Below are 22344 nucleotides of genomic sequence, written 5' to 3'. Positions count from 1 at the left end.
CTCTAGTTTGGAATTCCTGTGATCAGCACGGTGAGACCTACGAATGCCCCGCAGAAGAGTGCGCGCCTGGCTGTCGGACTGGATCGCCAGCCGGCCTCCGACGCTCTTCCTGATTCCGTCCGATCCCTGGAACCTTACGGGATCGATCGGCGACGCGGCAATGATCGCGGCCGTGACGGAAGTGTGCCGCACCCAGGCCGGGCTGGAGGTCACCGTCCTCACTTCCACCGATGCCGCCGATCAGGCCGCCCACCGCCTCGGCCTGAGAACGGTTCGCGTCGCCTGGGACAGCGAACAGGCGTTCTGGCCTCAGGTCGACCGCCAGATTCGAAAGAAACACGCGAAAGCGCTGCTCGTGCTCGGCGCCGACGTCCTGGATGGCGGCTATGGATCGGAAATGGCGAAGCGCATGTTGCGGATCGCTGATCTCGCCGCTTCCAGGAGGATCCCGACCGCCATTCTCGGCTTCAGCTTCAACAGCGCGCCAGCAGAGGACCTGCGGCCCGCATGGGCGAAACTGCATCCGGACGTCGTCATCCAGGTGCGGGATCAATCGTCCTTGCAGCGCTTCGAGGCGTTCTCTGGCCGAAAAGGCACGCTGGTTGCCGATTGCGCGTTCCTGTTGAAGGAGAAGCCAGGGCAGGCGTCGGAAGCGGTCCGGGCATGGACCGATGGGAAGCGCCAGCAGGGACGGCACGTGCTCGGCATCAACTTCCATCCCCAGCTCTTCAAGAAACGGGAGGATTTCCCGCGACTGGGTCGTTCGTTCGAGACCGTGCTCAGGAAGCTCGCGGCCGAGGACGGCACCGCTTTCGTCGTCATCCCGCATGACAATCGGGAGGACAGCGACAAGGTCGCGCTACGGGCCTTTGCCGCCGGTCTCGATCAAACCCTGCGCGAGAACGTGCTGTTCGTCGGGGAGGATGTCGGCCCGGATGAAATCAAGGCGATCGTCTCGCATCTCGACGGCACCGTCACCGGGCGTATGCATCTGGCGATCGCGACGCTCGGGATGGGCAGGCCGGCGGTCGCTCTGACCTACCAGGACAAGTTCGAAGGTCTGTTCGATCATTTCGACCTGCCGTCCTGGCTGCTCGTCACGCCCGAGGCGGCGGGAGAGCCTGAAGTCCTGCTGGCGCTGATCCGACGGTTCCGCGCCTCGCTTGGCGCATTGACGAGCCAGGTTCAGGCGCACCTCCCCGCCGTGCAGCAGGCGGCGCGCCGCAATCTGGACGCGCTTGGATGGACTGCGGGCGACGCCGCGAGGCAGCCCTAGGGTCTGCCCTCGGCCTTGCCGCCACCCCGCGACCTGAAGAACGCCTCCATTGAATCGCTCGCACGGCCGTGATGGCGGGCCAGGGTGTCGATCGCCCTCGCCTCGTCGCGGGCGCGGCAGGCGGCGAGCATCTCGCGATGCTCGTCCTGACCCATGTCGCCGACGGCCGCCAGGTGGAAGCGCAGGTAACGATCGGCGGTTGCGAGATGTTGCTCCGTCAGCGCGATCAGGCGCGGCAGCCCGGCCTGCGAATAGAGCGTCATGTGAAAACGCCGGTTCAATTCGCCCATGCGGCCCGGATCGGTCTCCTGGTCGATCTCCACCAGTAAGTCCTCGGCGAGATCGAAATCCTCCTCGGTCAGATGCGGGATCGAGAGCCGGAGGGCCTGCGGCTCCAGCGCCGCGCGGATGGCATAGTTGTCCATGGCGTCCAGAAGCGTGATCTGGACGACGACCGCGCCGCGATGCGGCTCGAAATCGACGAGCGCCTGGGCTTCCAGCTGGCGCAACGCCTCGCGGATCGGCATGCGGCTGACCTTGAAGGTCGCGGCCAGTTCCTCCTGACGAAGCGGCGTGCCGGGCGCGATCGTCCCGGACAGGATCGCCTCGCGCAACGTCGCCTCGACATATTCCGTCGCCGTGCGATAGCGCGGCGCGGCGGACTGGACCAGCTCCAACAACGCTCCCGTCATGCCCGTCTGCTCTCCCCAGATGCCGGCAGGGTGCGTTCTGCCCTTGCCTGTCGATTGGATCCAATTTAACAATTCCTCCCTCGAATGCAATCAAGGCGATCCCGATGGATATCCGCGCCGAGGCGCCCGCCTCTCCTTTCAACGCGCCTGAACGCTCCCCTGCCGAGACGACCGGGACCAGCCCGTCCGTAGGCCTGACGCAGCCGATCGTGGCCGGCATCATGGCTGCCTTCGTCGGCTTCGCCGGCGTCTTCACGGTGGTCCTGCAGGGACTTGTCGCCGTCGGCGCCACGCAGGCGCAGGCGGCATCCGGCCTGCTGGCGATCTGCGTCGCGCAGGGGCTGCTCTCGATATTCCTCAGCTGGCGCTACCGGATCCCGGTCAGCATCGCCTGGTCGACGCCCGGTTCGGTCCTCTTCGCCGCGACCGGCATCATCGAGGGCGGATTCCCGGCCGCCGTCGGCGCCTTCATCCTCGCTGGCCTGCTCATCGTCGCCGCCGGCTTGATCAAGCCGTTCGGCCGCCTCGTCTCGTCGATCCCCGCCGTCCTCGCCAGCGCCATGCTGGCCGGCATCCTGCTCGGCCTCTGTCTCGCGCCGGCGCGAGCCGTCGGGCTCGAGCCGGCGCTGGCCATTCCCGTCGTGGTGGTCTGGGCGCTCGTCGGCCGCATCCGGAAAATCTGGGCCGTGCCGGCGGCGGTCGCCACGGCCGTGGCGCTGATCGTCTGGACGGCGCCCACGGGCGGCTGGTCAATCGACCACATCACCCCCGACATCGCCTTCGTCTGGCCGGTATTCACCCTGCAGGGGCTGGTTTCGCTGGCGATCCCGCTCTTCATCGTCACGATGGCCTCGCAGAACCTGCCCGGAATCGCGGTGATGAAGGCCAATGGCTACGAGCCGCCGGTCGGCCCGGTCTTCTTCGGGACGGGCGTCGCCAGCATGCTCGTGGCGCCGTTCGGCGGCCACACGCTCAATTTCGCCGCCCTGACGGCGGCGATGTGCGCCGGCCCTGACGCCCATCCCGAACCGTCGCGACGCTGGATCGCCTCGGTCTCGGCCGGCGCCTTCTATCTGCTGCTCGGCCTCGGCGCGACGCTCGCCGCGGCGCTTGTGACGGTGGCGCCGCCGGTGCTGATCCAGGCTGCGACCGGCCTCGCGCTGCTCGGCGCCTTCGCCGGCGCGCTGGCGGGCGCCATCTCGATTCCGGCGCACCGGGATGCGGCAATGGTGACCTTCGTCACGGCCGCCTCGGGGCTTTCCTTCTATGGCATCGGTGCGGCATTCTGGGGCCTGATCGCAGGCGGAGCCTTCATGCTCCTCAACAGAAACCGGAGCCGATGACAGTCGCAGGCGTGATCCTCGCAGGAGGCAACTCGGTCCGGATGGGACGGGACAAGGCGCTGGTAGAGCTCGGCGGCATCCGCCTGATCGAGCGGGTGATCGAAAGGTTCGCTCCCCAGGTCTCTCCCCTCGCGATCAATGCCAACGGCGATCCCTCCCGCTTTGCCGGCTACGGATTGCCCATCCTCGCCGATGACGAGCCGGATACGGGGCCCCTTGGCGGCATCCTGGCAGGGATGCGATGGGCCCAGTCATTGCCCGGGAACCCGGATTTCATTGCAACCGTCCCGGTCGACACGCCCTTCGCTCCGACCGATCTTGTGGCGAAGCTCGACGCCGGCCGCGACGGCCAATCCCGAATCGTCATTGCCGCTTCCGGCGATCGCGACCACCCCGTTGTCGGGCTTTGGCCCGTCGCACTAGCCGACGCGCTCGCCGAATGGCGCCTGACGGCAAAGAGCCACGGCGTGCGGGCGTTCATCGCCGCCAGCGGCTTCACCGTCGTCCATTTCCCGCAGCCCGAGCGCGGTCCGGATCCGTTTCTGAACGCCAACACGCCCGACGAGCTCGCGGCCGCCGCCGGATGGCTCGATCCTGCCCGGCTGGGCTGAGCGCGCTGCAGCAACGACGAGCAGTTGCAGCGTCCCTCCAAAAAATGGGAATATGCGGCAAGGCTGGAACGCTTGTCCGTGGCAGGCGCAACCAGACGCACTAGAAGAGTGTACCTCAGGGGAATGCACATGCGTATCGTGAAGCAGGCCGCCATCGCGGCGCTGGCCTTGATGGCCGTCACCGGCGCCGTCCAGGCGAAGGAATGGAAGAACATCCGGATCGCCGTCGAAGGCGCGTTCCCGCCGTTCAACTATGTCGGCGCCGACAACCAGATCGGCGGCTTTGACGTCGAGATCGCCAAGGCCGTCTGCAATCAGCTCAAGGCCGAATGCACGTTCGCCGTGCAGGATTGGGACGGCCTGATTCCCGCGCTGCAGGCCGGCAAGTTCGACGCCATCTTCTCGTCGATGTCGATCACCGACGAGCGCAAGAAGGTCATCGACTTCTCGCGTCCCTACTACCAGTCGCCCTCCTCCTTCATCGCGCCGAAGAGCGCGGCCATCAAGGACACCTCGCCCGAGAGCCTGAAGGGCAAGACCATCGGCGCGCAGTCCTCGACGGTCCAGGCGACCGAACTCGAGGAGAAGTACAAGGGTTCGGACGTCAAGCTCTATCCGACCCAGGACGAAGTGAACCTCGATCTCGTCTCGGGCCGCATCGACATGCTGTTCGTCGACAAGCTGCCCGGCCTCGACTGGCTGAAGACCGCGGACGGCGCCAACTTCGAGTTCGTCGGCACCGACCTGCCGACCGATGGCGTCGGCGCCGGCGTGCGTCAGGCCGATTCCGACCTGCGCGACCAGATCTCGGCAGCCATCGTCGCCATCAAGGCGGACGGCACCTACGACAAGATCAACGCCAAGTACTTCCCCTTCTCGATCTGGAAGGATTGAGCGCGGACGGCGCCGGGCGTAGAACCCGCCCGGCGCATTCCTGCGATTGACTGACCCTGGGGGACGGGCCGCGTGGACCTGTTGAATTTGCTAAGCTTCGGGCCCGACGGCTGGGGCAACCAGCTGCTTCAGGGCACCTGGCTTACCATTCGGCTGGCCCTCGCCACCCTGCCCTTCGGGCTGGCGCTCGGCCTTCTGATGGCGCTCGCCAAGCGCAGCCCCAATCGCTGGTGGCGCGCCTTCGGCAACGCCTACACCACCATCTTCCGCGGCCTGCCCGAGCTGCTCACGATCTTCATCGTCTATTTCGGCGGCCAGATCGCGCTGCAGAAGATCGTCGGCCTCTTCAGCGACACGCCGGTCGAGGTGAACGGCTTCGTCGCCGGCATGATCGCGCTCGGCGTCGTCTTTTCCGCCTATGCGTCGGAAGTCTTCCTCGGTGCCTTCAACAACATCACGCGCGGCCAGTATGAGGCCGCCTATGCGCTCGGCCTCCGGCCCTGGACGACGCTCCGGCTCGTCATCGTGCCGCAACTGGTTCGCCTGGCGCTGCCCGGCCTCGCCAATCTCTGGCTGATCCTGCTCAAGGATACGTCGCTGGTGTCGGTGATCGCGCTCGACGACCTCCTGCGCAAGACGAGCATCGCCGTCCGCGTGACCAAGGAGCCGTTCCTGTTCTTCGGCGTCGCCTGCCTGATCTATCTCGCGCTCTCGATGATCTCGTCGATCGGCATCGCCGCCGTCGAGCGCTGGGCCAATCGCGGCCTGAGGAGGGCGTAATGAACTGGGACGCTCTCGCCACCTATGGCCCGCGCATGCTGCAGGGCCTGGTCGTCACGCTTCAGCTCGTCGTCATCTCGATCACGCTCGGTGCGCTGCTCTCCTGGCCGGTCGCGCTGGCGCGGTTGAGCCGGTATCGGGTGATCCGGGGGATCGCCTTCGGCTACATGTACTTCTTCCGGGGAACGCCCCTGCTGGCGCAGACCTTCCTCGTCTATTACGGCGCCGGCCAGTTCCGGGTCCAGCTCGAAGCGGCCGGGCTCTGGTGGCTGTTCCGGGATGCCTTCTTCTGCTGCGTGCTGACCTTCACGCTGAACACGGCCGCCTATCAGGCCGAGATCCTGCGCGGCGCCATCCGCGCCGTGCCGGCCGGCCAGCGCGAAGCGGCGATGTCGCTCGGCCTCAATTCACGGCAGATCTTCCGCAAGATCATCGTGCCGCAGGCCCTGCTGATCGCGCTTCGCCCGCTCGGCAACGAGGTGATCCTGATGATCAAGGGATCGTCGGTCGCGGCGATCGTCACCGTGTTCGACCTGATGGGCGTCACCCGCCTCGCCTATTCGCGCACGTTCGACTTCCAGGTCTATCTCTGGGCCGCCGTGCTCTATCTGATCGTGGTCGAGGCCGTCCGCCGGCTCTGGGACAAGATCGAGCACTACCTCACGCGGCACCTGCGCGCCGCCTGAGGCCTTTCCGTCCGGCAATTTCGCGCCGGACGGCCTTTCGCGAAACAGGCCTGACGCCGCTTACGCGACGCCCTTGTCCTTTTCGAGCGGAATGTAGTTCAGCGGCAGCGCCGTCGCATATTTGATCTGCTCCATCGCGAAGGCGGACGACACGTCGGCGATGTCGATCCGCGCGATCAGGCGCTTGTAGAACAGGTCATAGGCCTCGATGTCGGGCACGACGACGCGCAGCAGATAGTCCACCTGCCCGCTCATCCGGTAGAACTCGACCACCTCGGGCACATCGCGGATGACCTCGGCAAAGCGCTTCAGCCATTCCTCATTGTGCTGGCTGGTGGTGATCGAGACGAAGACCGTGACCTTGGCGTTCACCTTCTTCGGGTCCAGCACGGCGACGCGCCGGGTGATCACCCCGTCTTCCTCGAGCTTCTGGATCCGTCGCCAGCAAGGCGTCGTCGACAGTCCGACTCGCCGCCCGATCTCGGCGACCGGGATGGTGGCGTCTTCCTGCAGGATTTGCAGTATTTTTCGGTCAAGTCGGTCAATCATTCCGAAACCCTCTGCCTTGGAACCTCGCGGCGTTAGCATCATTTTCCAATGAGCATTACCGACGACTTCGAATTGAGAATAATATTCCCAAGATGAATGCGCAAATCGGCCAGCGAAGTCAATCCGCGCTGCGCAAATGCTCCGCGACGCGCCGCTGAAGGACCGGAAGGAGGTCCGCCTCGAACCAGGGATTCCGCTTGATCCAGCCGCTGTTGCGCCAGGAAGGATGGGGAAGCGGCAGGATGCTAGGGGCCGCCGTATCCGCCAGGATCGCGCGCCAGTCGGCGACCGTCGCCGTCATTCCGGATTTCGCCCGGCTGCCGAGGTGCCACTGCATCGCGGACAGGCCGACGGCGAGGATCAGCTCGACGGCCGGCAGCGCCGCCATCACGGCATCGCGCCAGGCGGGCGCGCATTCCCGGCGTGGCGGCAGGTCGCCGCCCTTCGCGTCGAGCCCGGGGAAGCAGAACCCCATCGGTACGATCGCGATCCGCGTCTCGTCATAGAAGGTCGCCTCGTCGACGCCCATCCAGTCGCGCAGTCGATCGCCGGACGGGTCAGTGAACGGCTTACCGGAAGCATGTACGCGCGTGCCGGGCGCCTGCCCCGCGATCAGGATACGCGCCGTGGCAGCGCCGCGAATGACGGGACGGGGCGCATGTGGAAGCGGCGCGCGGATCGGCTGATCGACGCAGATGCGGCACGCGCGGATTTCGTCGAAGAGGGCGTCGAGTTCCATCATTCCGGAATTTAGTGGCGGCTTAACCATGTTGCTCAAGTGCGCATTAAGCATTCGCCACGCAAGTTTGGCGAGAATTCCGGATACTTCCTGACGGAAGTGGCGACATGCAGATGCGAGCCGCGGCGGCGGGCGACAGCCAAACGAAAGCTTCCCCCTGCGCAGGCGCTGAAGAGCGCTGCGCGGCAGCGGCCGGCTTTCGCGATCTGCGGGCGGAAGCCGCGGATCCCGAGCGCGCGGGCCACGTCCTCGATCACGCCTTGCTCGCCGAATATGCCCGGGATCGCCGCGCCAGCCTGGTGATCCCCGCCGTCCTGATCCCGATCGCCGCGCTGTGCGCCGCGACGTGGGTTCCCTTGGTTCCTCTTCTTCTCTGGGCGATCCCGGCCCTGCTCCTCCACGCATGGCTGGCAGCGGTCTGCGGCCGCACGCTGGACCTCTCACGGGCGGAGCAGGAACTCGGCCGGCGGAAGTTCGTGCTCGTCGCCAGCGAGGTCTTCTACGGCATCGGCTGGGCGAGCTTCCTGATCCTGCTCGCCCTGAACGCGCCCGCCTCCGGCGACGCGCTACTGGTCGCTGTGACCTTGCTAACAGTCGCCGTTGGCGCGGTCGGCTCGGCTGGCCTGCCCGCGGCCGGCTATGCCGCCTGCGCCCCCATAGCCCTTGCCGCCGTGACGCTCCTCTGCATGCGTCAGGATCCGCTCTCGCTCGGCCTCGCCGCGTTGTGCCTGATCGCCACGCTAGCGTGCCTCGCCCATGCGAAGCGCCTGCACGATCTGATGCAGGCCTTCCTGAAGCGCGACGTCGACAATCACAAGCTGACGGTCGAACTGGAGAGCGCCCGCGCCAAGGTCGGCCGGGCCGTCCGGACGGCCGAGGAAGCGAACCTCGCCAAGTCGCGCTTCCTCGCGACGATGAACCACGAGCTGCGCACGCCGCTGAATGCGATCCTCGGTTTCTCCGAGGTCATGAAGGACGAGCTGCTAGGCCCGCTGCCCAACCGCACCTATCGCGACTATGCGGCCGACATTCACCAGAGCGGCGGCCATCTGCTGTCGCTGATCAACGAGATCCTGGAGCTTTCGGGCTTCGAGGCCGGAAGCTACCAGCTGCGCGAGGAGCCGGTCCAGCTGGCCAAGCTCGCCGAAGAGTGCATGAACTTCGTCCGTTCGCGTGCCGAGAGCCGGGAACAGACGCTGTCGCTCGCGACGGAGACGGATCTACCGCCTCTCTTGGCCGACGCGCGCGGTACCCGGCAAGTCGTCCTCAATCTGCTTTCGAACGCGATCAAATTCGCCCCGCCCGGCGGCCAGATCGATATCCAGGTCGGCTGGACGGCGGGCGGCGGGCAGTATGTCTCGATCCGCGACAACGGCCCCGGCATCCCGGCCGAGGAGATGCCAAACCTGCTATCCGCCTTCGGACAGGGCGAGGCCGGCATCCGCAAGGCGGAACAGGGCAGCGGCATGGGCCTGGCGATCGTCGAGGCGATCACCCGGCTGCATGGCGGCACGTTCGAGCTTCGCTCGGCCGTCGATCAGGGAACGGAAGCCATCGTCTGCTTCCCCCGCGCGCGCGTCATGGAGCCGCGCATGGTGAGCCCGGTCGTCGCCGAGCCCACCGAAGCCGGTGGCACCGTGGTGCGCCTGCGCTCGGCCGGCTAAAGCGTTTTCGAGCGAAGTGGATGCCGGTTCGCGTGAAGAAAACGCGACCAAACAAATAGCTAGCTCAGCCCTCGCGGGTCGAAACGCCCGCCTGCGCGAAGGTCGCCATGCCCGTGTGGATCTCGGCGGCGGCCTTGATCAATCCGGCCGCCATCGCAGCACCCGTTCCCTCACCGAGGCGCATACCGAGATCGAGCAGCGGCTTCTTGCCCATCGCTTCCAGCAGCTTGGCGTGCGGCGGCTCCGCCGAGACATGGCCGAACTGGCAGTGATCGAGCGACGACGGATCGATCTTGTAGAGCACGGCCGCCGCCGCGGTCGCGACGTAACCGTCGACGATGACGGGGATGCGGCTCATCCGCGCCGCCAGAATGGCGCCTGCCATGGCGGCGAGCTCGCGGCCGCCAAGCCGGCGCAGAACCTCGAGCGGATCGCCGAGATGGCCCGCATGCAGTTCCAGCGCCTGATCGATCACGGCCGCCTTGCGCGCCACCCCTTCGGCGTCGACGCCGGTGCCCGGTCCGACCCAGTCCCGGCCCGTACCGCCGAACAGGGCGGCGGCGACGGCGCCGGCGATCGTCGTGTTGCCGATGCCCATCTCGCCGATCGCCAGCAGGTCGATGCCGCCTGCCGTCGCTTCCATGCCGAAGGCCATGGTGGCGGCGCAGCCGGCCTCGTCCAGCGCGGCCTCGACCGTGATGTCGCCGGTCGGGATATCGAGCGCGAGATCGAAGACCTTCAGCCCGAGATCATAGGTGATGCAGATCTGGTTGATCGCGGCGCCGCCGGCCGCGAAATTCTCGACCATCTGCTGCGTGACGCTGGCGGGATAGGCGGAGACGCCGCGCGCCGCGACGCCGTGATTGCCGGCGAAGATCGCCACCAGCGGGCGGGTTACCGCCGGCCGGGCCCTGCCCTGCCAGCCGCCCAGCCATTCGGCGAGCTCTTCCAGCCGCCCGAGCGACCCGGCCGGCTTCGTCAGCTGCGCGTCGCGCGCGCGGATCGCCAGGACGGCGTCCTCGTCGCGAGCCGGCAGCTGTTCGAAGAGGGCGCGGATGTCGTCGAAGGGGAGTCCGGTAGCGGAGCGGGCCATGGGGATCTCGGCTTATGCGGGGTGGTCGGAAACGGCGCGCTTTGCGGCCGGGGGCGCGGCGATCTATAACGCTCCTCCGGCGCACCGCAAAGCTCGGATGACAGCGAGTCGATGCCGCGTTCCGCCGATCAGGGGCGATTGACATGACCGACGAGCCATACCGCACCATGTTTCGAGCATCCGCATCCGAGCTTGCCGCCTCGACGGCGTTTCTGACGCGCCTCCCGGCCGCCTGGCTCGGCGTCGATCCCGAGCGTCGGCCCGATTTCAGCGTGGCCGCCCGCGCCTTCCCGCTCGTCGGCGTGCTCGTCGGCGCGGTGGGCGCCATCGTGGCCTTGATTGCTTCGTCAGCCGGACTGCCGCCCATGGCCGCCGCCGTCCTCTCGCTCGCGGCGACGATCGCGCTGACCGGCGCCCTGCACGAGGACGGTCTTGCCGATACCGCCGACGGCTTCGGCGGCGGCGCCACGGCCTCGCGAAAACTCGAGATCATGCGCGACAGCCGCATCGGTACCTTCGGCGGCGTCGCGCTGATCCTGTCGCTGGTCCTGCGGGCGAGCCTGATCGGCGCCTTGCTGCCCTACGGCGCCCTGCCGGTCGCCATGTCGCTGATCGCGGCGGAAGTGGTCGGACGCGCCGCGATGGTGCAGCTCTGGACCGCCCTGCCGTCGGCCCGCTTCGAAGGCCTAGCCAGCGCGACCGGCCGGCCGACGAGCGAGACGCGCTGGAGCGCGGTCGCTATCGGCGTCGTCGTGGCCCTGTTGGCTGGCGCTGCCGGAACGGGCCTCGTCGACGCCTTCATCGCCCTCGTCGTCGCAGCGTTGGCGAGCTATGCGTTCCAGCTTCTCTGCTCTGCCCAGATCGCCGGCCAGACCGGCGACACGCTTGGCGCCGCGCAGCAGATCGCCCTCATCGCCTATCTGGTCGCCATCGTCGCGACGCTATGATCACGCCCTGCATCAGCATCTGCGTGCTCGACCCCGAGACCGAACGCTGCGAGGGCTGCGGCCGGACGCTGGACGAGATCAGCAACTGGTCGCGCATGACCGAGGACGAGCGGCGCTCCGTGATGAACGCCCTTCCCGCCCGGCTGGAGGAACTCCGGGACTGAGCCTCGCTCAGGCCCCGGCGACCGCCAGCGCGCGACGCCCCTCGCGGTTGGCGATGACGCTGACGATCACCAGCTGGAAGAAGTGGTAGAGCATGATCGGCGCGATGATCAGGCCGAGCGCCGGCGACGCGCCGAACATCAGCTTGGCGAGCGGAACGCCGGTCGCAAGCGATTTCTTGGAAGCGCAGAACAGCAGCGCGATCGAATCCGCCCGGTTCAGGTTCATCAGCCGGCACGGAATCAGCATCAGCCCGTAAATCACGAAGAACAGCGCGATCACGCCGACGATGATGATTGCGATCATGCTGGCCTCGTTCCCGGCCCAGACGCCTTCGAGGATCGAATCCGAGAAGGAATTATAGACGATCGCCAGGATGATGGCCCTGTCGGCCATTCGGATCGCCTTGATGTGGCGCGTCGCCCAGCCGGACAGCCAATGCCGGGCGACCTGGCCGACGACGATCGGCAGCAGAACCAGCAGCACGATCTTGCCGATGACCGGCAGGAGCGGCATGCCGACGCCCGCCGACGACAGGAACCAGGCCATCAGGAGCGGCGTCGCGAAGACGCCGATCAGGCTCGATAGCGTGGCGTTGAAGATCGCGACCGGCACGTTGCCATGCGCCAGCGAAGTCATGGCGACAGACGAGGAAACGGTCGACGGTAGTGCTGCGAGATAGAAAAAGCCGATCCAGACCTCGCTCGGAATGAAGCTCTTGAACGGCGTGCCGAAGACGAGGACCACGATCGGGAACAGCACGAAGGTGCAGAGCTGGACCGCGACGTGAACGCGCCAGTGGCGAATTCCGGCGTGCATGCGCTCCGGCGCGAGCGTCAGGCCGTAGAGGAAGAAGATCACGGCGACGCCATAGGTGGAGATCGCGTCCATGTGCAGCACGCCGCCGGTGGCGCCGGGCCCCGGAAGGGCGATCGCGGCGAGAACCACAAGAACAAGCGCGATCAGGAAGCCGTCGATCGTAAAGCCACGGATCGTCATGTCGGGAACGCTTTCATTGCAGGCGGAATCCGCCAAATGCGGATGGCTTTCAATCCATAGCGAGCCCGGCTGCGGCGATAAAGACACCGTCCGACAAAGGACCTTCGCTTCAGGCGGCGGCAACCTCGGCGGCGATTTCCTCGACCGTATCCATCGCCCGATGCAGCACGTCGACGCCGGCATTCCGGCTGGCGCCCTCGACCGTCAGGATCTGGCGGAACCGGCGCGCGCCGGGACGACCGTGGTAGAGGCCGAGCATGTGCCGCACGATATGGCTGAGCGGCGTGCCGGCGGCGAGCTGCGCCTCGATATAGGGAAGCATCGCCTCGATGATCTCGCGCGGCTGCCGCATCCGGCCCTCGACGCCATGGAAGCGACGGTCGACGTCGGCGAGCAGCTCAGGCTCCTGATAGGCGGCGCGCCCGATCATGACGCCGTCGACATGGCGCAGATGCAGTTCCGCTTCGTCGAGCGCCTTGATACCGCCATTGATGCCGACATAGAGATCCGGCAGCCGCGCCTTCAGACGATAGACGCGGTCATAGTCGAGCGGCGGAATATCGCGGTTTTCCTTGGGCGACAGGCCCTGCAGCCAGGCCTTGCGGGCATGGACCCAGAGCGCATCGACGCCGGCGGCGACGACCGCGTCCGCCAGTTCGTCGAGCGCGATCTCGGGATCCTGATCATCGACGCCGATGCGGCACTTCACGGTGACCGGGATCGAGACGGCCGCCTTCATCGCCGCGACGCAATCCGCGACGCGCTGCGGCTCGCGCATCAGGCAGGCGCCGAACGTGCCGGACTGGACGCGATCCGACGGACAGCCGACGTTCAGGTTGATCTCGCCATAGCCGAATTCCTCGCCGGCCTGGGCCGCGATCGCGACCTTGGCCGGATCCGAGCCGCCGATCTGCAGCGCGACGGGTTGTTCAGCGGGATCGAAACCAAGCAGCCGCGCGCGATCGCCATGCAGGACCGCCTCGGCGACGACCATCTCCGTATAGAGCAGCGCCTGCGTGCTCAGCAGGCGATGGAAAAACCGACAATGACGATCCGTCCAATCCAGCATAGGTGCGACGGATATTCTATGCCTTTGATATTGCTTATTTTTCACAGATCGGGCCGGCCAAATGGTGCAGTTTGCATTCTCTATATGCGATCTCAGCACCCTTTGGCCAATCCGGCGCGACACCATCGCGCCGGCATTGCCTCTGCACCCGCCTGCAGCTGTTGACGTTCAGGCGGACAGGGCCGGTTCCGGAGCCCGGGCGCGCTCGCGCAGGGCTTCTTCCCAGAGCAGCGCGTCCGTGACGATCAGGTCGAGATCCTCGCGCATCGGCTTGAAGCCGAGGCGGTCGCGGATCAGGTCCGTGGCAGCGACCAGCGACGGCGGATCACCGGCGCGGCGGGGCGCGAGGCGCACCTCGAAATCGACGCCCGAAACCCGCTTCACCGCCTCGATCACCTCAAGCACGGAGAAACCGCGGCCATAGCCGCAGTTCAGGGTCAGGCTCTCGCCACCCCGTTCGAGATGGTCGAGCGCCAGCACGTGGGCGCGGGCGAGGTCGCCGACATGGATATAATCGCGCACGCAGGTGCCGTCCGGCGTCGGATAGTCCTGGCCGAAGACGTCGAGATGGGAACGCTGGCCGAGCGCCGCCTGGCAGGCGAGCTTGATCAGATGCGTCGCGCGCGGGAAGGACTGGCCGGAGCGGCCGGCGGGATCGGCGCCGGCGACGTTGAAATAGCGCAGGACGACGGCGCGAAGCTCGTTCACGGCCACCGTGTCGCGCAGCATCCACTCCGTCATCAGCTTGGAGGCGCCATAGGGCGAGATCGGCTGCATCGCCGAGCTCTCGGCGATCGGGCTGATTTCGGGCTCGCCATAGACGGCGGCGGTCGAGGAAAAGATGAAATGGCGCACGCCGCCGGCGACGGCGGCCGCGATCAGCGCGCGCGACTTCACCGTGTTGTTGAAGTAGTAGCCGAGCGGGTCCTTGACCGAATCCGGCACGACGATCGAGCCGGCGAAATGGACGATCGCCGTGACGCCGAACTCGCGGACTAGCCGCGCCACCAGCGCCTCGTCGCCGCAATCGCCACGGATCAGCGGCACGGATGACGGCACCTGGTTGGCGAACCCGGTGGAGAGATCGTCGAGGACAATGGTTTCACGCCCCGCATCGGCGAGGGCCAGCACCATGTGACTGCCGATATAGCCGGCGCCGCCGGTCACGAGAACGGTCATTCCTTGTTCCTGCTGTCTGGATGTTGGAGTGTCGCGGGGCTCAATAGAAGCTCACCTGGTCCGGGCCGAGCTCGGCGAGGGTGACGTTCTCGATCAGGAAGCCGCTGCCGAAACCGAAATCGACCTGGACGCCTTCCGCCGTGTCATGGGCATGCGCCAGGAAACCCTGGTAGTTGGCGAAGGCACGACCGGAGACCGGCTGGAAATAGAGATGGTCGCCCTCGGCCACGTTGAAATCGGTGATGCGGTCGAAGCCTTCGTTGTACTGGCCGTCGAAGATGAAGGTGTCGGCCCCGGCGCCGCCGGTCAGCGTGTCGTTGCCGCGAAAGCCGCGCAGCCGGTCGTCGCCTTCGTCGCCTTGCAGCGTGTCGTCCATCTTGCCGCCGAAGATCGTGTCGTTGCCGGTGCCGCCGCGCGCCGTCACGACGCCGCCGGTGTTCAGCAGCTGGATGTAGTCGTCGCCGCTCGCGCCGATGACGTCGAGGTCGACCGGCTGGTAAAGGCCGTTCGGCCCGAGCAGCGGACCGAACAGCGTCAGCTTCTCGATGTTCTGGAACATGCCGCCCGTGGATGACGTGCCGCTCTGCATGTCGATCCAGTAGGAACCGCTGGAGGGCGTCTGGATCTGCAGCATATCGATGCCGTCGCCGCCGTCGATCCAGTCCGGGTCGAAATTGCTCATGAAGATGGTGTCGTTGCCGGCGCCGGCATTGATGCGGTCGAAGCCGCCGCCGCCATTGATCCGGTCGTCGCCCGCGCCGCCATGGATGACGTTCGCGAGTGCGTCGCCAACGAGAACATCGTTGTAGTTCGAGCCCCAGATGTCCTCGATCGAGGTCAGCGTGTCGCCATGCGCGAAGCCACCGACCTGCGTGGCGCGTCCGAGATTGACGTCGACGCCGGCGGTCGAGCCGCCATAGTCGACCCGGTCTCGGCCGGCGCCGCCGTCGATGCGATCCGCCCCCGCGCCGCCGTCGAGCACGTCGTCGCCGTCGAGGCCCATCAGCCAGTCATTGCCCTTGCCGCCATGGATGACGTCGTCGCCGCCATAGCCGCGGAAGGTGTCGTCGCCATTGCCGCCGAGGAGCAGGTCGTTGCCGGAGGCGCCCGCGACCTGGAAGCTCTCGACGTTGACGATCTTGCTGCCGATCGCGCCCCAGGGGCGGATGTCGATGGTCACGTCACCGTCCGAATCCACCGCGTCGATCGACACGGTGTCGAAGCCTTCGCCGCCGTCGATCAGCGCGAAATCGATCCGCGCCGAGAAGGTGTCGTCCCCGGCCCCACCCAACATGACGACGTTCGGATTGGCCGGCGGCGAATGATTGTTCGTCAGCTCCTGCCAGAGATGATCGTTGCCGTCGCCACCGTCCATCCAGTCCGCCCCGCCGAAGCCGCCGAGATCGTCATTGCCGGCGCCGCCATAGAGGATGTCGTCGCCGCTGGTGCCGAAGCCGATGTCGTCATGCTCCGAGCCGTAGAACTCGAGCCGCTCTATGCCGGTCGCGAGCTTGCCGTGCGGAGACAGATAGTCCCCGTCGTCGATCAGCGACAGATCGCCATTCGGCTGATGCCAGACGATGAAGCCGGGGCCGCCCGTCTCGCCGGCGCGAAACTCCCGGACGTCGACGACCAGTGTGTTGTTCCCCGCGCCGCCCTCGACGATCGAGACGCTTGAGACCTCGATCCGGTCATCGCCCGCGCCGCCATTGATGCGGTCAAGGCCGCCGCCACCTACAATCACGTCGTCGCCGGCATCGCCCTTGATGATCTCGTCGCCTGCCGTGCCGGCGATCCTGTCGTTGAAACGCGAGCCCCAGATGCTCTCGATCGAGATCAACCGGTCGCCCTCGGCGTCGCCGCCGAGCTGGGTCGCCCGTGTCAAATCGACGTCGATCGCCGCCGTGCTGTCGATGTAGTTGACCGTGTCGATACCGTCGCCGCCGTCGACCAGATCCGCGCCGAGATAGGGCCGGATGCTGTCGTCGCCTTCCTCCCCGTAGAGATTGTCGGCCGCCGGCGTGCCGAAGATCGTGTCATTGCCGGGTGTCCCATGAATATCGACCATGATCGCAAATCCCCCAAAGCGACAGGTTCAGGCCACTTTCCGCATATCGGCAGGCTCGGCGGCGCCAACGCGCGGCGCGAGCTTGGTATCCACGTTGTTCTCGAGCAGAAACACGCGCGTTTCGTCATAGACGTCGCGCCAGGCCGCGTTGAAGGCGTCGAAGCGGCCCTGGTCCCAATAGTCCTCGAGCACGAAGGCTTCGTCGCTGAAGACGTCGTAGCTTGGGATCCGGTAGGTCTCGGCGAACTCCGCCGTGCGGCTGTCATAGGTGAAGTAGATCGACGGCACGCCGTTCGCGAGCGCCATCAGATTGCCGTGCAGGCGATAGCCCAGCACAAGGTCGAGCCGCTGCACGAGCGCCTCGTAGTCGGCCACCACGTCGGAATAGAACAGCCGCTCGCGGTAGAGCTTCTCCATGCCGTCGTCGAAATACCAGTTCGCGGCCCAGCCATTGGCGCGGAGCGCGGCGATCGCCTCTTCCTTCTGCTCGTCGGTGCCCAGAACGATCTTCTTCTCCTCCACCTCGCCCTGCGCCATCAGCGTGGTGTCGAAGCGGTTGGCGAGCGTCTTCACCAGGTCGCGGTGGAAGTTCAGGTAGCGCTGGATGTCCTGCGCGTAGGTGGGCGAAACCTCGCGCCGGATCGTCAGGCCGACCTTTTCGACCTCGGCGAGCGGCGACAGCGTGATACGCAGGTTCGGGTCCAGCCGGCGGAAGGCCGTCGGGCAGCCAATGATGCGGACATTGTCGATGCCGAGATCGCCCAGAACCTGCGCCGAATAGGCGCCGCGCACGCCGATCGACGTGCTTAGTTCCGACATCGCCCGCAGCACGTCGCGCGTCTGCTCCGTCAGCTCCAGCTTTCCCCGGACGGGCGCCTGCGCGCCGATGCCGAAGGCGAGCACTGGCAGGCCGAGCTTCCGGAGCACGGCGGCGGTGTCGTGCCACTGCATCTCGCCATGCACGTAGTTCGAACCACGCAGCATGACGTAGTCGTATTCTTCCCGCAGGCGATCGAGCGAATCCCAGTCGGGATTGTTGATCTCGAGCACGCCGACCTTCTCGAAGTTAAGCAGCTTCAGAGAGGAGTCGAAGACGAAGGCGTCGCCGATGTTGTGGTAGTTGTCGATCGAGCGCTGGATGTTCTGGTACTGGTACCAGCGCACGCAATCATGGTCGTAAATTTCGCCTGACGGAATCATCACCAGCAAACGTGCCATACCGGTCTCCTTTTCCCCCCAGGGATGCCGCCCTTAGCGGGCCGCTTGCGCGCAAATCGTTACGCGAGTTCGTGGTGTTCGGCCGGGCCCTCGGCCGCGGCGTGATGACGGCCGAGAATGGCGCGATAGAGGGCCAGGTGCTGCTCGGCGCTGTCGACATGGCCGATGGGCCGCCGCATGGTCTGGCGCAGCCCCTCCCACATCGAGCCGTCGGAAAGCACCTCGACGAAGCGGTCGGCCAGATCCTCGGGGCTGCCGACCCTGAAATGCAGTCCGTCCGTGCCGTTGCGGACCTTTTCGGCCATGCCGCCGATATTGCTGCAGAGAAGCGGCCGGCCGTGGAACAGGGCTTCCTCGATCACGACCGGTGAATTCTCCCACCAGATCGAGGGTACGACGACCCAATCGACCGTCTGCATCAGTTCGGGCATCTCGCTGTTCTGGTACGAGCCGTAGAAGCGGACACGGCTTCCCGCGTCCTCGATCAGTTTCTTCATGCGCGCCTGGAACTCGGGCGGCTGGAATTCGAGATTGGCGCCGAAGATCATCAGCCGCGAATCCTCACCCCAGATGCGCTCCGGCACGCGGGCGACCGCGTCGATCAGCACGTCGACGCCCTTGAACGGCGTCATCTGGCCGAAATAGGCGAAGCGGCTGCGGCGCTGTTCGGTGCCCGGCAGGGCGCGCGGCGGCGCCGGCTCGCTGACGGCCAGGCCATTCTCGATGACAAACAGGCGATCGGCCGACAGCCCCCAGGCGGCGTAGCGCTGGGCCAGGAAGGCGCTCGGCGACACATAGGCGTCGGCAAGCTCCAGCATCGACCGCACGAAACGCTCGCGCTTCAGGAAGCGCGCCGGCGCGATGTCCGGGAAACAGGCGTGGCAATCGGTCGGCGACGCCCGGCGGCAGAGCTGCGCGCCCTTGGTCTTCACCATCTGCCCGTGGTGGTGGCAGATCGACAGGAACTCATGGAACGTCACCACGATGGCGGCGTCCGGCAGCGCCTCCCGCACGGCATAGAGCGCTTCCAACCCGAGGCCGAGGACGTGATGGAAATGCACGACATGCGGCTGCAGATCCCGGACGAACCGCACCAGATCGCGCCGGATGTCGTCGGTGTTGCGGTTCGACAGGAAGAAGTGGTCGTAGTCGTCGCTGTGGAACAGGATGTCGGATGCGCTCTGGCGCAGGCTCATCAGCGCCGTTCCGGCATGGCGCGGCGTCGGGGCGCCGACCCGGGCCAGATAGACCGAGCGGAGGCCGGCCAGCGCGTTCAGTCCCTTATGCAGATTGTGCGAGGCGATTTCGGCCCCTCCGAGCGAGAGGCTCGGATGGCCGTGGCTGACAACCAGGACGCGGAGTTCGTCGTTCATGCCGCCACCGCCTGCGTCATCGCGGCAATCGTGTCGGACCAGCGGGCATCGAGCACCGCCCGATCAATGTTGCGGGCATGCGCCTCCCACGCGTTGAGGCGATCCACCGGCGCTTCAGCCCCGAGCAATCGCACCGCCGGCAGCCAATAGGCCTTGAGGCCCGTCTTCGACAACCGCAAAGCCAGGTCGAGCCCCTTGGCCCGATTGCCGAGATAGCCGTGTCCGCCCTGCCCCAGCGAGGCGATGGCCGCCTTCGCCACGATGCAGCATTCGAGGTTGGCGACCGGCGTTGCCGCCGGCGCGATCGTTGCGAGCGTCGCCACGGGATAGCCGACATAGTTCTCGGCCAGGCCACCGTCCTCGCCGCCCAGCCGGTAGCCGGCCCAGCGGATGGAATCGTCCTCGTAAAGAAGCGCCGGAGAGATGATGGCGGTGGCGTCGGTCTCGCGATGCGCCGCGCAGAGCCGGCCGAACCAGCCGCGCCCGGCAGGAACCAGCGAGCCCGAGAACAGGACGACGCGATCGGTCTTGGCCGCGCCGGAGCCGACGATCAGGGCATCATAGACGTCGTTGCAGCCGGCCACGGCCACCATCTGGATCGAGAGGCCGTAGAATTCGGCGAGCCGGCGCATTTCACCGCGCAGCGTGGCGATCACCCGGTCCGGCCCGGCGAGGACGATCGGCGCGGCGCGAACCTCGGCGTCGAGCGCGAGCAGGGCCACCAGCGACGCGACATCCGCGGTCTGCTCGTCGAGCCCGATGACCAGCGTCGTGTCGCCCGCCGGAGCATTCGTTCCGACATGTTCGATCCGCTCGGCCGCGGGAGCCTTGGTGGCCGCGCTGGCGACGAGCGGGATCAGATGACGCTCGACGATCTCCGGCATCGCGGCGGCGCGCGCGCTGATCGATTTCAGCTGCCGGCTGACCGCCTCCCGATAGCTGACGCGCTTCGGAACGACCGGCAGATAGGCCGGTGGGCAATGGGGAATGGTGAGCTCGATATAGACGGGCGCGCCGCCATCGGCGTCGAAGTCCGGAATGAAGACGGCGAAGCCGTGGCCATGCTGGTTCTGGTCGAAACGGGCCGGGAACGGCGCCTTGCCGTCGAAGGCCGACGACACATCCGGCCGCTCAATCCGGCTCCAGGTCTCGCGAAGCTCGATCGTGACCTGCCGGCGGCGCAGCTTGACCGACTCGACCCGGTGGTCCGGATCGAGAAGCCAGCCGCCGACGAGCAGGCCACCCTGCTCGACGCGGAAAGCGTGATCGATCGCCATGCGGACCGGCAGCGCGAGGCCGGAGACCGTATCCAGCCCCTCATAGCGATAGGCCGCGTCGCGGAGGCGGCCGACCACCTCGGCCGAGCCCCTCACCTTGGGAAGGATGGCACGGGCGTAGCCGGGCGTGTCGCGCGGCGAGGCGAGCAGTCGCTGCTCATAGACATCGGAATAGCGCCAGCCATCCCGGCCGCGGAAGTAGACGCGCTGCATGCCGAAGGGATCGATCGGTTCCGGCGCGACCAGCACGGCGGCGAAGCCCTTGCCGGTGCTGGCCAGATCCTGCCGGTCGAAGGCGGCGCCGGTGCACTCGGCGATCTGCGCCGTCGAGCCCGCGATCAGCACGCGGCTGACACCGGCCCGCACATCGGACGACCAGCCCTGCAGATAGACGTCGCCCTCCTCGAAGGCGCCGATGATCTCGATGAAGCCGTCCGCCTTGGCGCTTGCCTCGACGAAGGTCGTCATCGCCGTCAGCTTGCGCCGGCTCATCGGCCCCTGGCTGAGCATGGCGACGATGGCGTCGATGACGGCCGGCAGGTGCGCACCCGCCAGTTCGATCAGCGCCGCCGCCAGCGTAGCCGGGCGCATCAGGTCCGGCGAGACCCGATAGGACGCGGCGCGCCCCTGCGCGCGAAACGCCAGCGTGTTCAACCGCTCGCCCTTCAGCGGCCCGGCGAAGACGAGGGCGACGAAGCCATGCGAGCCGCGCCCCTTGGGATCGGCGAGAGGCCAACTGACCACCGGCGCCTTGCCCGGCAACGTCGGATCACCGTTCAGCATCACGGCCTGCGCGCCGCTCATCGGCACGCCGGCACCGAGCACGAGGACGAACGCTTCGTTGATCGGGCAGGCGATCAGGTTCTCGACGGCCGGCGTCGGGCCGCCACCCTGGCGCAGCGGCGGCCTGGGCCCCTGCCCCGCCTTCGCCTCACGCCCCTTGTCGCCATCCTGAATCATGCCGTTCCTTTCCCGGTCACTTGAGGAAGGCGGCGAGCGTCACGCCGGCACCAACCACGATGCCGATGAGCGTCGTCATCACGAGCATCAGCGGCTTCAGTTCGCCCCGCCCGCGCTTCGAGAGCGCGTCGATGCGCTTTTCGAGCCCCGCGACGATCCCGTCGAAGCGCATCAGGAAGATCTCGAGCTCCGACAGCCGGTTGACGATCTCGCCCTGCGTCGTCTCGATGTGTTCGAGCTGGGCCGGCGGCACTTCGGTGCCACGGGCGGCGCCTTCGCCTTCCGTCGCCGCCCGCTGCACGCCGCGCTGGTTCAGCTGCAACTGGCGCTGCGCCGCCATCAGGATTTCGAGCTTTTCGAGCACCCGCGTCAGCGGCGCCGCGATCAGCGCTTCGGCCGCCTGCTCGTCCAGTGTCGGCGCATAGAGAATGCGCTCCTCGCCGGTCGGCGACACGGCGACGATCGAGAGATCGCGCTGTCGCGCCGTCACGGCCTCGGGCAGCGGGATGTCGAAGGCGTGCTGGCCGTCGCCGACGCCGTTGCGGCGGAGATCCGAGCGCAGCTTGTCGGCCGTCACCTCGGCGATCTTCTGCGAGCCGAGCGAGACGATGATCTGCATCCGGGCATTCGGATGGCTGCGATCGAAGGCCCAGCCATAGAGGCGGCCGTTGTCGATGGCGTCGACCCGGCCGGTCACTCCCAGCGGCGCGGCCTGGGTATCGTCCTTCGGATGCAACGGAATGGCTTCGGCGGTTGACATGGCAA

The 22344-nt window shown here is 66.9% G+C and carries 21 protein-coding genes; 9 read left to right on the top strand and 12 right to left on the bottom strand.

Annotation, left to right across the window (positions count from 1 at the left end):
• The first annotated feature begins 58 nt into the window (after positions 1-58).
• Positions 59-1276, top strand: a complete 1218-nt coding sequence (locus K32_RS09445) for a polysaccharide pyruvyl transferase family protein (protein ID WP_201403765.1) — start codon at positions 59-61, stop codon at positions 1274-1276.
• Here K32_RS09445 and K32_RS09440 read toward each other — a convergent pair.
• Positions 1273-1968, bottom strand: coding sequence for a GntR family transcriptional regulator (locus K32_RS09440; protein ID WP_201403764.1), 696 nt, complete (start codon positions 1966-1968; stop codon positions 1273-1275). The genes K32_RS09445 and K32_RS09440 overlap by 4 nt on opposite strands.
• A gap of 104 nt (positions 1969-2072) precedes the next feature.
• Here K32_RS09440 and K32_RS09435 point away from each other — a divergent pair, with 104 nt between their 5' ends.
• The 5 genes from K32_RS09435 (at position 2073) to K32_RS09415 (ending at position 6282) form a co-directional block, all read left to right on the top strand.
• A complete protein-coding gene (locus K32_RS09435; RefSeq protein ID WP_201403763.1) occupies positions 2073-3311 on the top strand; it encodes a benzoate/H(+) symporter BenE family transporter in 1239 nt (412 codons plus the stop codon).
• A 41-nt stretch (positions 3312-3352) separates the two neighbouring features.
• A complete protein-coding gene (locus K32_RS09430) occupies positions 3353-3922 on the top strand; it encodes a molybdenum cofactor guanylyltransferase (RefSeq protein WP_244669920.1) in 570 nt (189 codons plus the stop codon).
• A 129-nt stretch (positions 3923-4051) separates the two neighbouring features.
• Positions 4052-4816 carry a transporter substrate-binding domain-containing protein gene (locus K32_RS09425; protein WP_201403761.1) on the top strand — a complete coding sequence of 255 codons (765 nt, stop codon included), beginning with the start codon at positions 4052-4054 and terminating at the stop codon, positions 4814-4816.
• A gap of 72 nt (positions 4817-4888) precedes the next feature.
• Positions 4889-5596: an ABC transporter permease gene (locus K32_RS09420; RefSeq protein WP_201403760.1), complete on the top strand. Its 708-nt coding sequence runs from the start codon at positions 4889-4891 to the stop codon at positions 5594-5596.
• Positions 5596-6282 carry an ABC transporter permease gene (locus K32_RS09415; protein ID WP_201403759.1) on the top strand — a complete coding sequence of 229 codons (687 nt, stop codon included), beginning with the start codon at positions 5596-5598 and terminating at the stop codon, positions 6280-6282. The genes K32_RS09420 and K32_RS09415 overlap by 1 nt, the downstream gene beginning before the upstream one ends.
• Before the next feature lie 60 nt (positions 6283-6342).
• On the opposite strand, the gene K32_RS09410 is transcribed toward K32_RS09415, so the two are convergent.
• Positions 6343-6831 carry an Lrp/AsnC family transcriptional regulator gene (locus K32_RS09410; protein ID WP_211201078.1) on the bottom strand — a complete coding sequence of 163 codons (489 nt, stop codon included), beginning with the start codon at positions 6829-6831 and terminating at the stop codon, positions 6343-6345.
• A 118-nt stretch (positions 6832-6949) separates the two neighbouring features.
• Positions 6950-7600 (bottom strand): uracil-DNA glycosylase family protein, encoded by a 651-nt coding sequence (locus tag K32_RS09405; protein ID WP_244669976.1) that lies wholly within the window; start codon positions 7598-7600, stop codon positions 6950-6952.
• A gap of 77 nt (positions 7601-7677) precedes the next feature.
• Here K32_RS09405 and K32_RS09400 point away from each other — a divergent pair, with 77 nt between their 5' ends.
• Positions 7678-9234: a sensor histidine kinase KdpD gene (locus K32_RS09400; RefSeq protein WP_201403758.1), complete on the top strand. Its 1557-nt coding sequence runs from the start codon at positions 7678-7680 to the stop codon at positions 9232-9234.
• A 64-nt stretch (positions 9235-9298) separates the two neighbouring features.
• On the opposite strand, the gene cobT is transcribed toward K32_RS09400, so the two are convergent.
• Positions 9299-10327, bottom strand: a complete 1029-nt coding sequence (cobT, locus tag K32_RS09395; RefSeq protein WP_201403757.1) for a nicotinate-nucleotide--dimethylbenzimidazole phosphoribosyltransferase — start codon at positions 10325-10327, stop codon at positions 9299-9301.
• A 143-nt stretch (positions 10328-10470) separates the two neighbouring features.
• Here cobT and cobS point away from each other — a divergent pair, with 143 nt between their 5' ends.
• Together cobS and K32_RS09385 are read left to right on the top strand one after the other, a co-directional pair.
• The gene (gene cobS, locus K32_RS09390) at positions 10471-11274 is read left to right on the top strand and encodes an adenosylcobinamide-GDP ribazoletransferase (protein ID WP_201403756.1); all 804 of its coding nucleotides are present in this window, start codon (positions 10471-10473) and stop codon (positions 11272-11274) included.
• On the top strand, positions 11271-11438 hold the full coding sequence (locus K32_RS09385; protein WP_201403755.1) for a DUF1289 domain-containing protein: 168 nt from the start codon (positions 11271-11273) through the stop codon (positions 11436-11438). The genes cobS and K32_RS09385 overlap by 4 nt, the downstream gene beginning before the upstream one ends.
• A 7-nt stretch (positions 11439-11445) precedes the next feature.
• Here the strand turns inward: K32_RS09385 and K32_RS09380 are convergent, their stop codons facing one another.
• The 8 genes from K32_RS09380 to K32_RS09345 form a co-directional block, all read right to left on the bottom strand.
• On the bottom strand, positions 11446-12435 hold the full coding sequence (locus K32_RS09380) for a bile acid:sodium symporter family protein (protein ID WP_201403754.1): 990 nt from the start codon (positions 12433-12435) through the stop codon (positions 11446-11448).
• A gap of 109 nt (positions 12436-12544) precedes the next feature.
• Entirely contained in the window at positions 12545-13504 is a 960-nt protein-coding gene (dusA, locus tag K32_RS09375; protein ID WP_244669919.1) for a tRNA dihydrouridine(20/20a) synthase DusA, read from the bottom strand.
• A gap of 168 nt (positions 13505-13672) precedes the next feature.
• Positions 13673-14683 (bottom strand): UDP-glucose 4-epimerase GalE, encoded by a 1011-nt coding sequence (gene galE, locus K32_RS09370; protein ID WP_201403752.1) that lies wholly within the window; start codon positions 14681-14683, stop codon positions 13673-13675.
• A gap of 40 nt (positions 14684-14723) precedes the next feature.
• On the bottom strand, positions 14724-16751 hold the full coding sequence (locus K32_RS09365; RefSeq protein ID WP_201403751.1) for a calcium-binding protein: 2028 nt from the start codon (positions 16749-16751) through the stop codon (positions 14724-14726).
• A gap of 27 nt (positions 16752-16778) precedes the next feature.
• Complete coding sequence (locus K32_RS09360) at positions 16779-17969, bottom strand: polysaccharide pyruvyl transferase family protein (RefSeq protein ID WP_201403750.1); 1191 nt, start codon at positions 17967-17969, stop codon at positions 16779-16781.
• A 59-nt stretch (positions 17970-18028) separates the two neighbouring features.
• Positions 18029-19342: a glycosyltransferase family 4 protein gene (locus tag K32_RS09355; RefSeq protein WP_201403749.1), complete on the bottom strand. Its 1314-nt coding sequence runs from the start codon at positions 19340-19342 to the stop codon at positions 18029-18031.
• The gene (locus K32_RS09350; protein WP_201403748.1) at positions 19339-21579 is read right to left on the bottom strand and encodes a hypothetical protein; all 2241 of its coding nucleotides are present in this window, start codon (positions 21577-21579) and stop codon (positions 19339-19341) included. Before K32_RS09350 ends, K32_RS09355 begins: the two co-directional genes overlap by 4 nt.
• A gap of 16 nt (positions 21580-21595) precedes the next feature.
• Positions 21596-22339 (bottom strand): hypothetical protein, encoded by a 744-nt coding sequence (locus K32_RS09345; protein WP_244669918.1) that lies wholly within the window; start codon positions 22337-22339, stop codon positions 21596-21598.
• Between the last annotated feature and the right edge of the window lie 5 nt (positions 22340-22344).

The organism is Kaistia sp. 32K (genome assembly GCF_016629525.1).
GTDB lineage: Bacteria > Pseudomonadota > Alphaproteobacteria > Rhizobiales > Kaistiaceae > Kaistia.
This window is presented reverse-complemented; position numbering and strand designations above follow the sequence as displayed.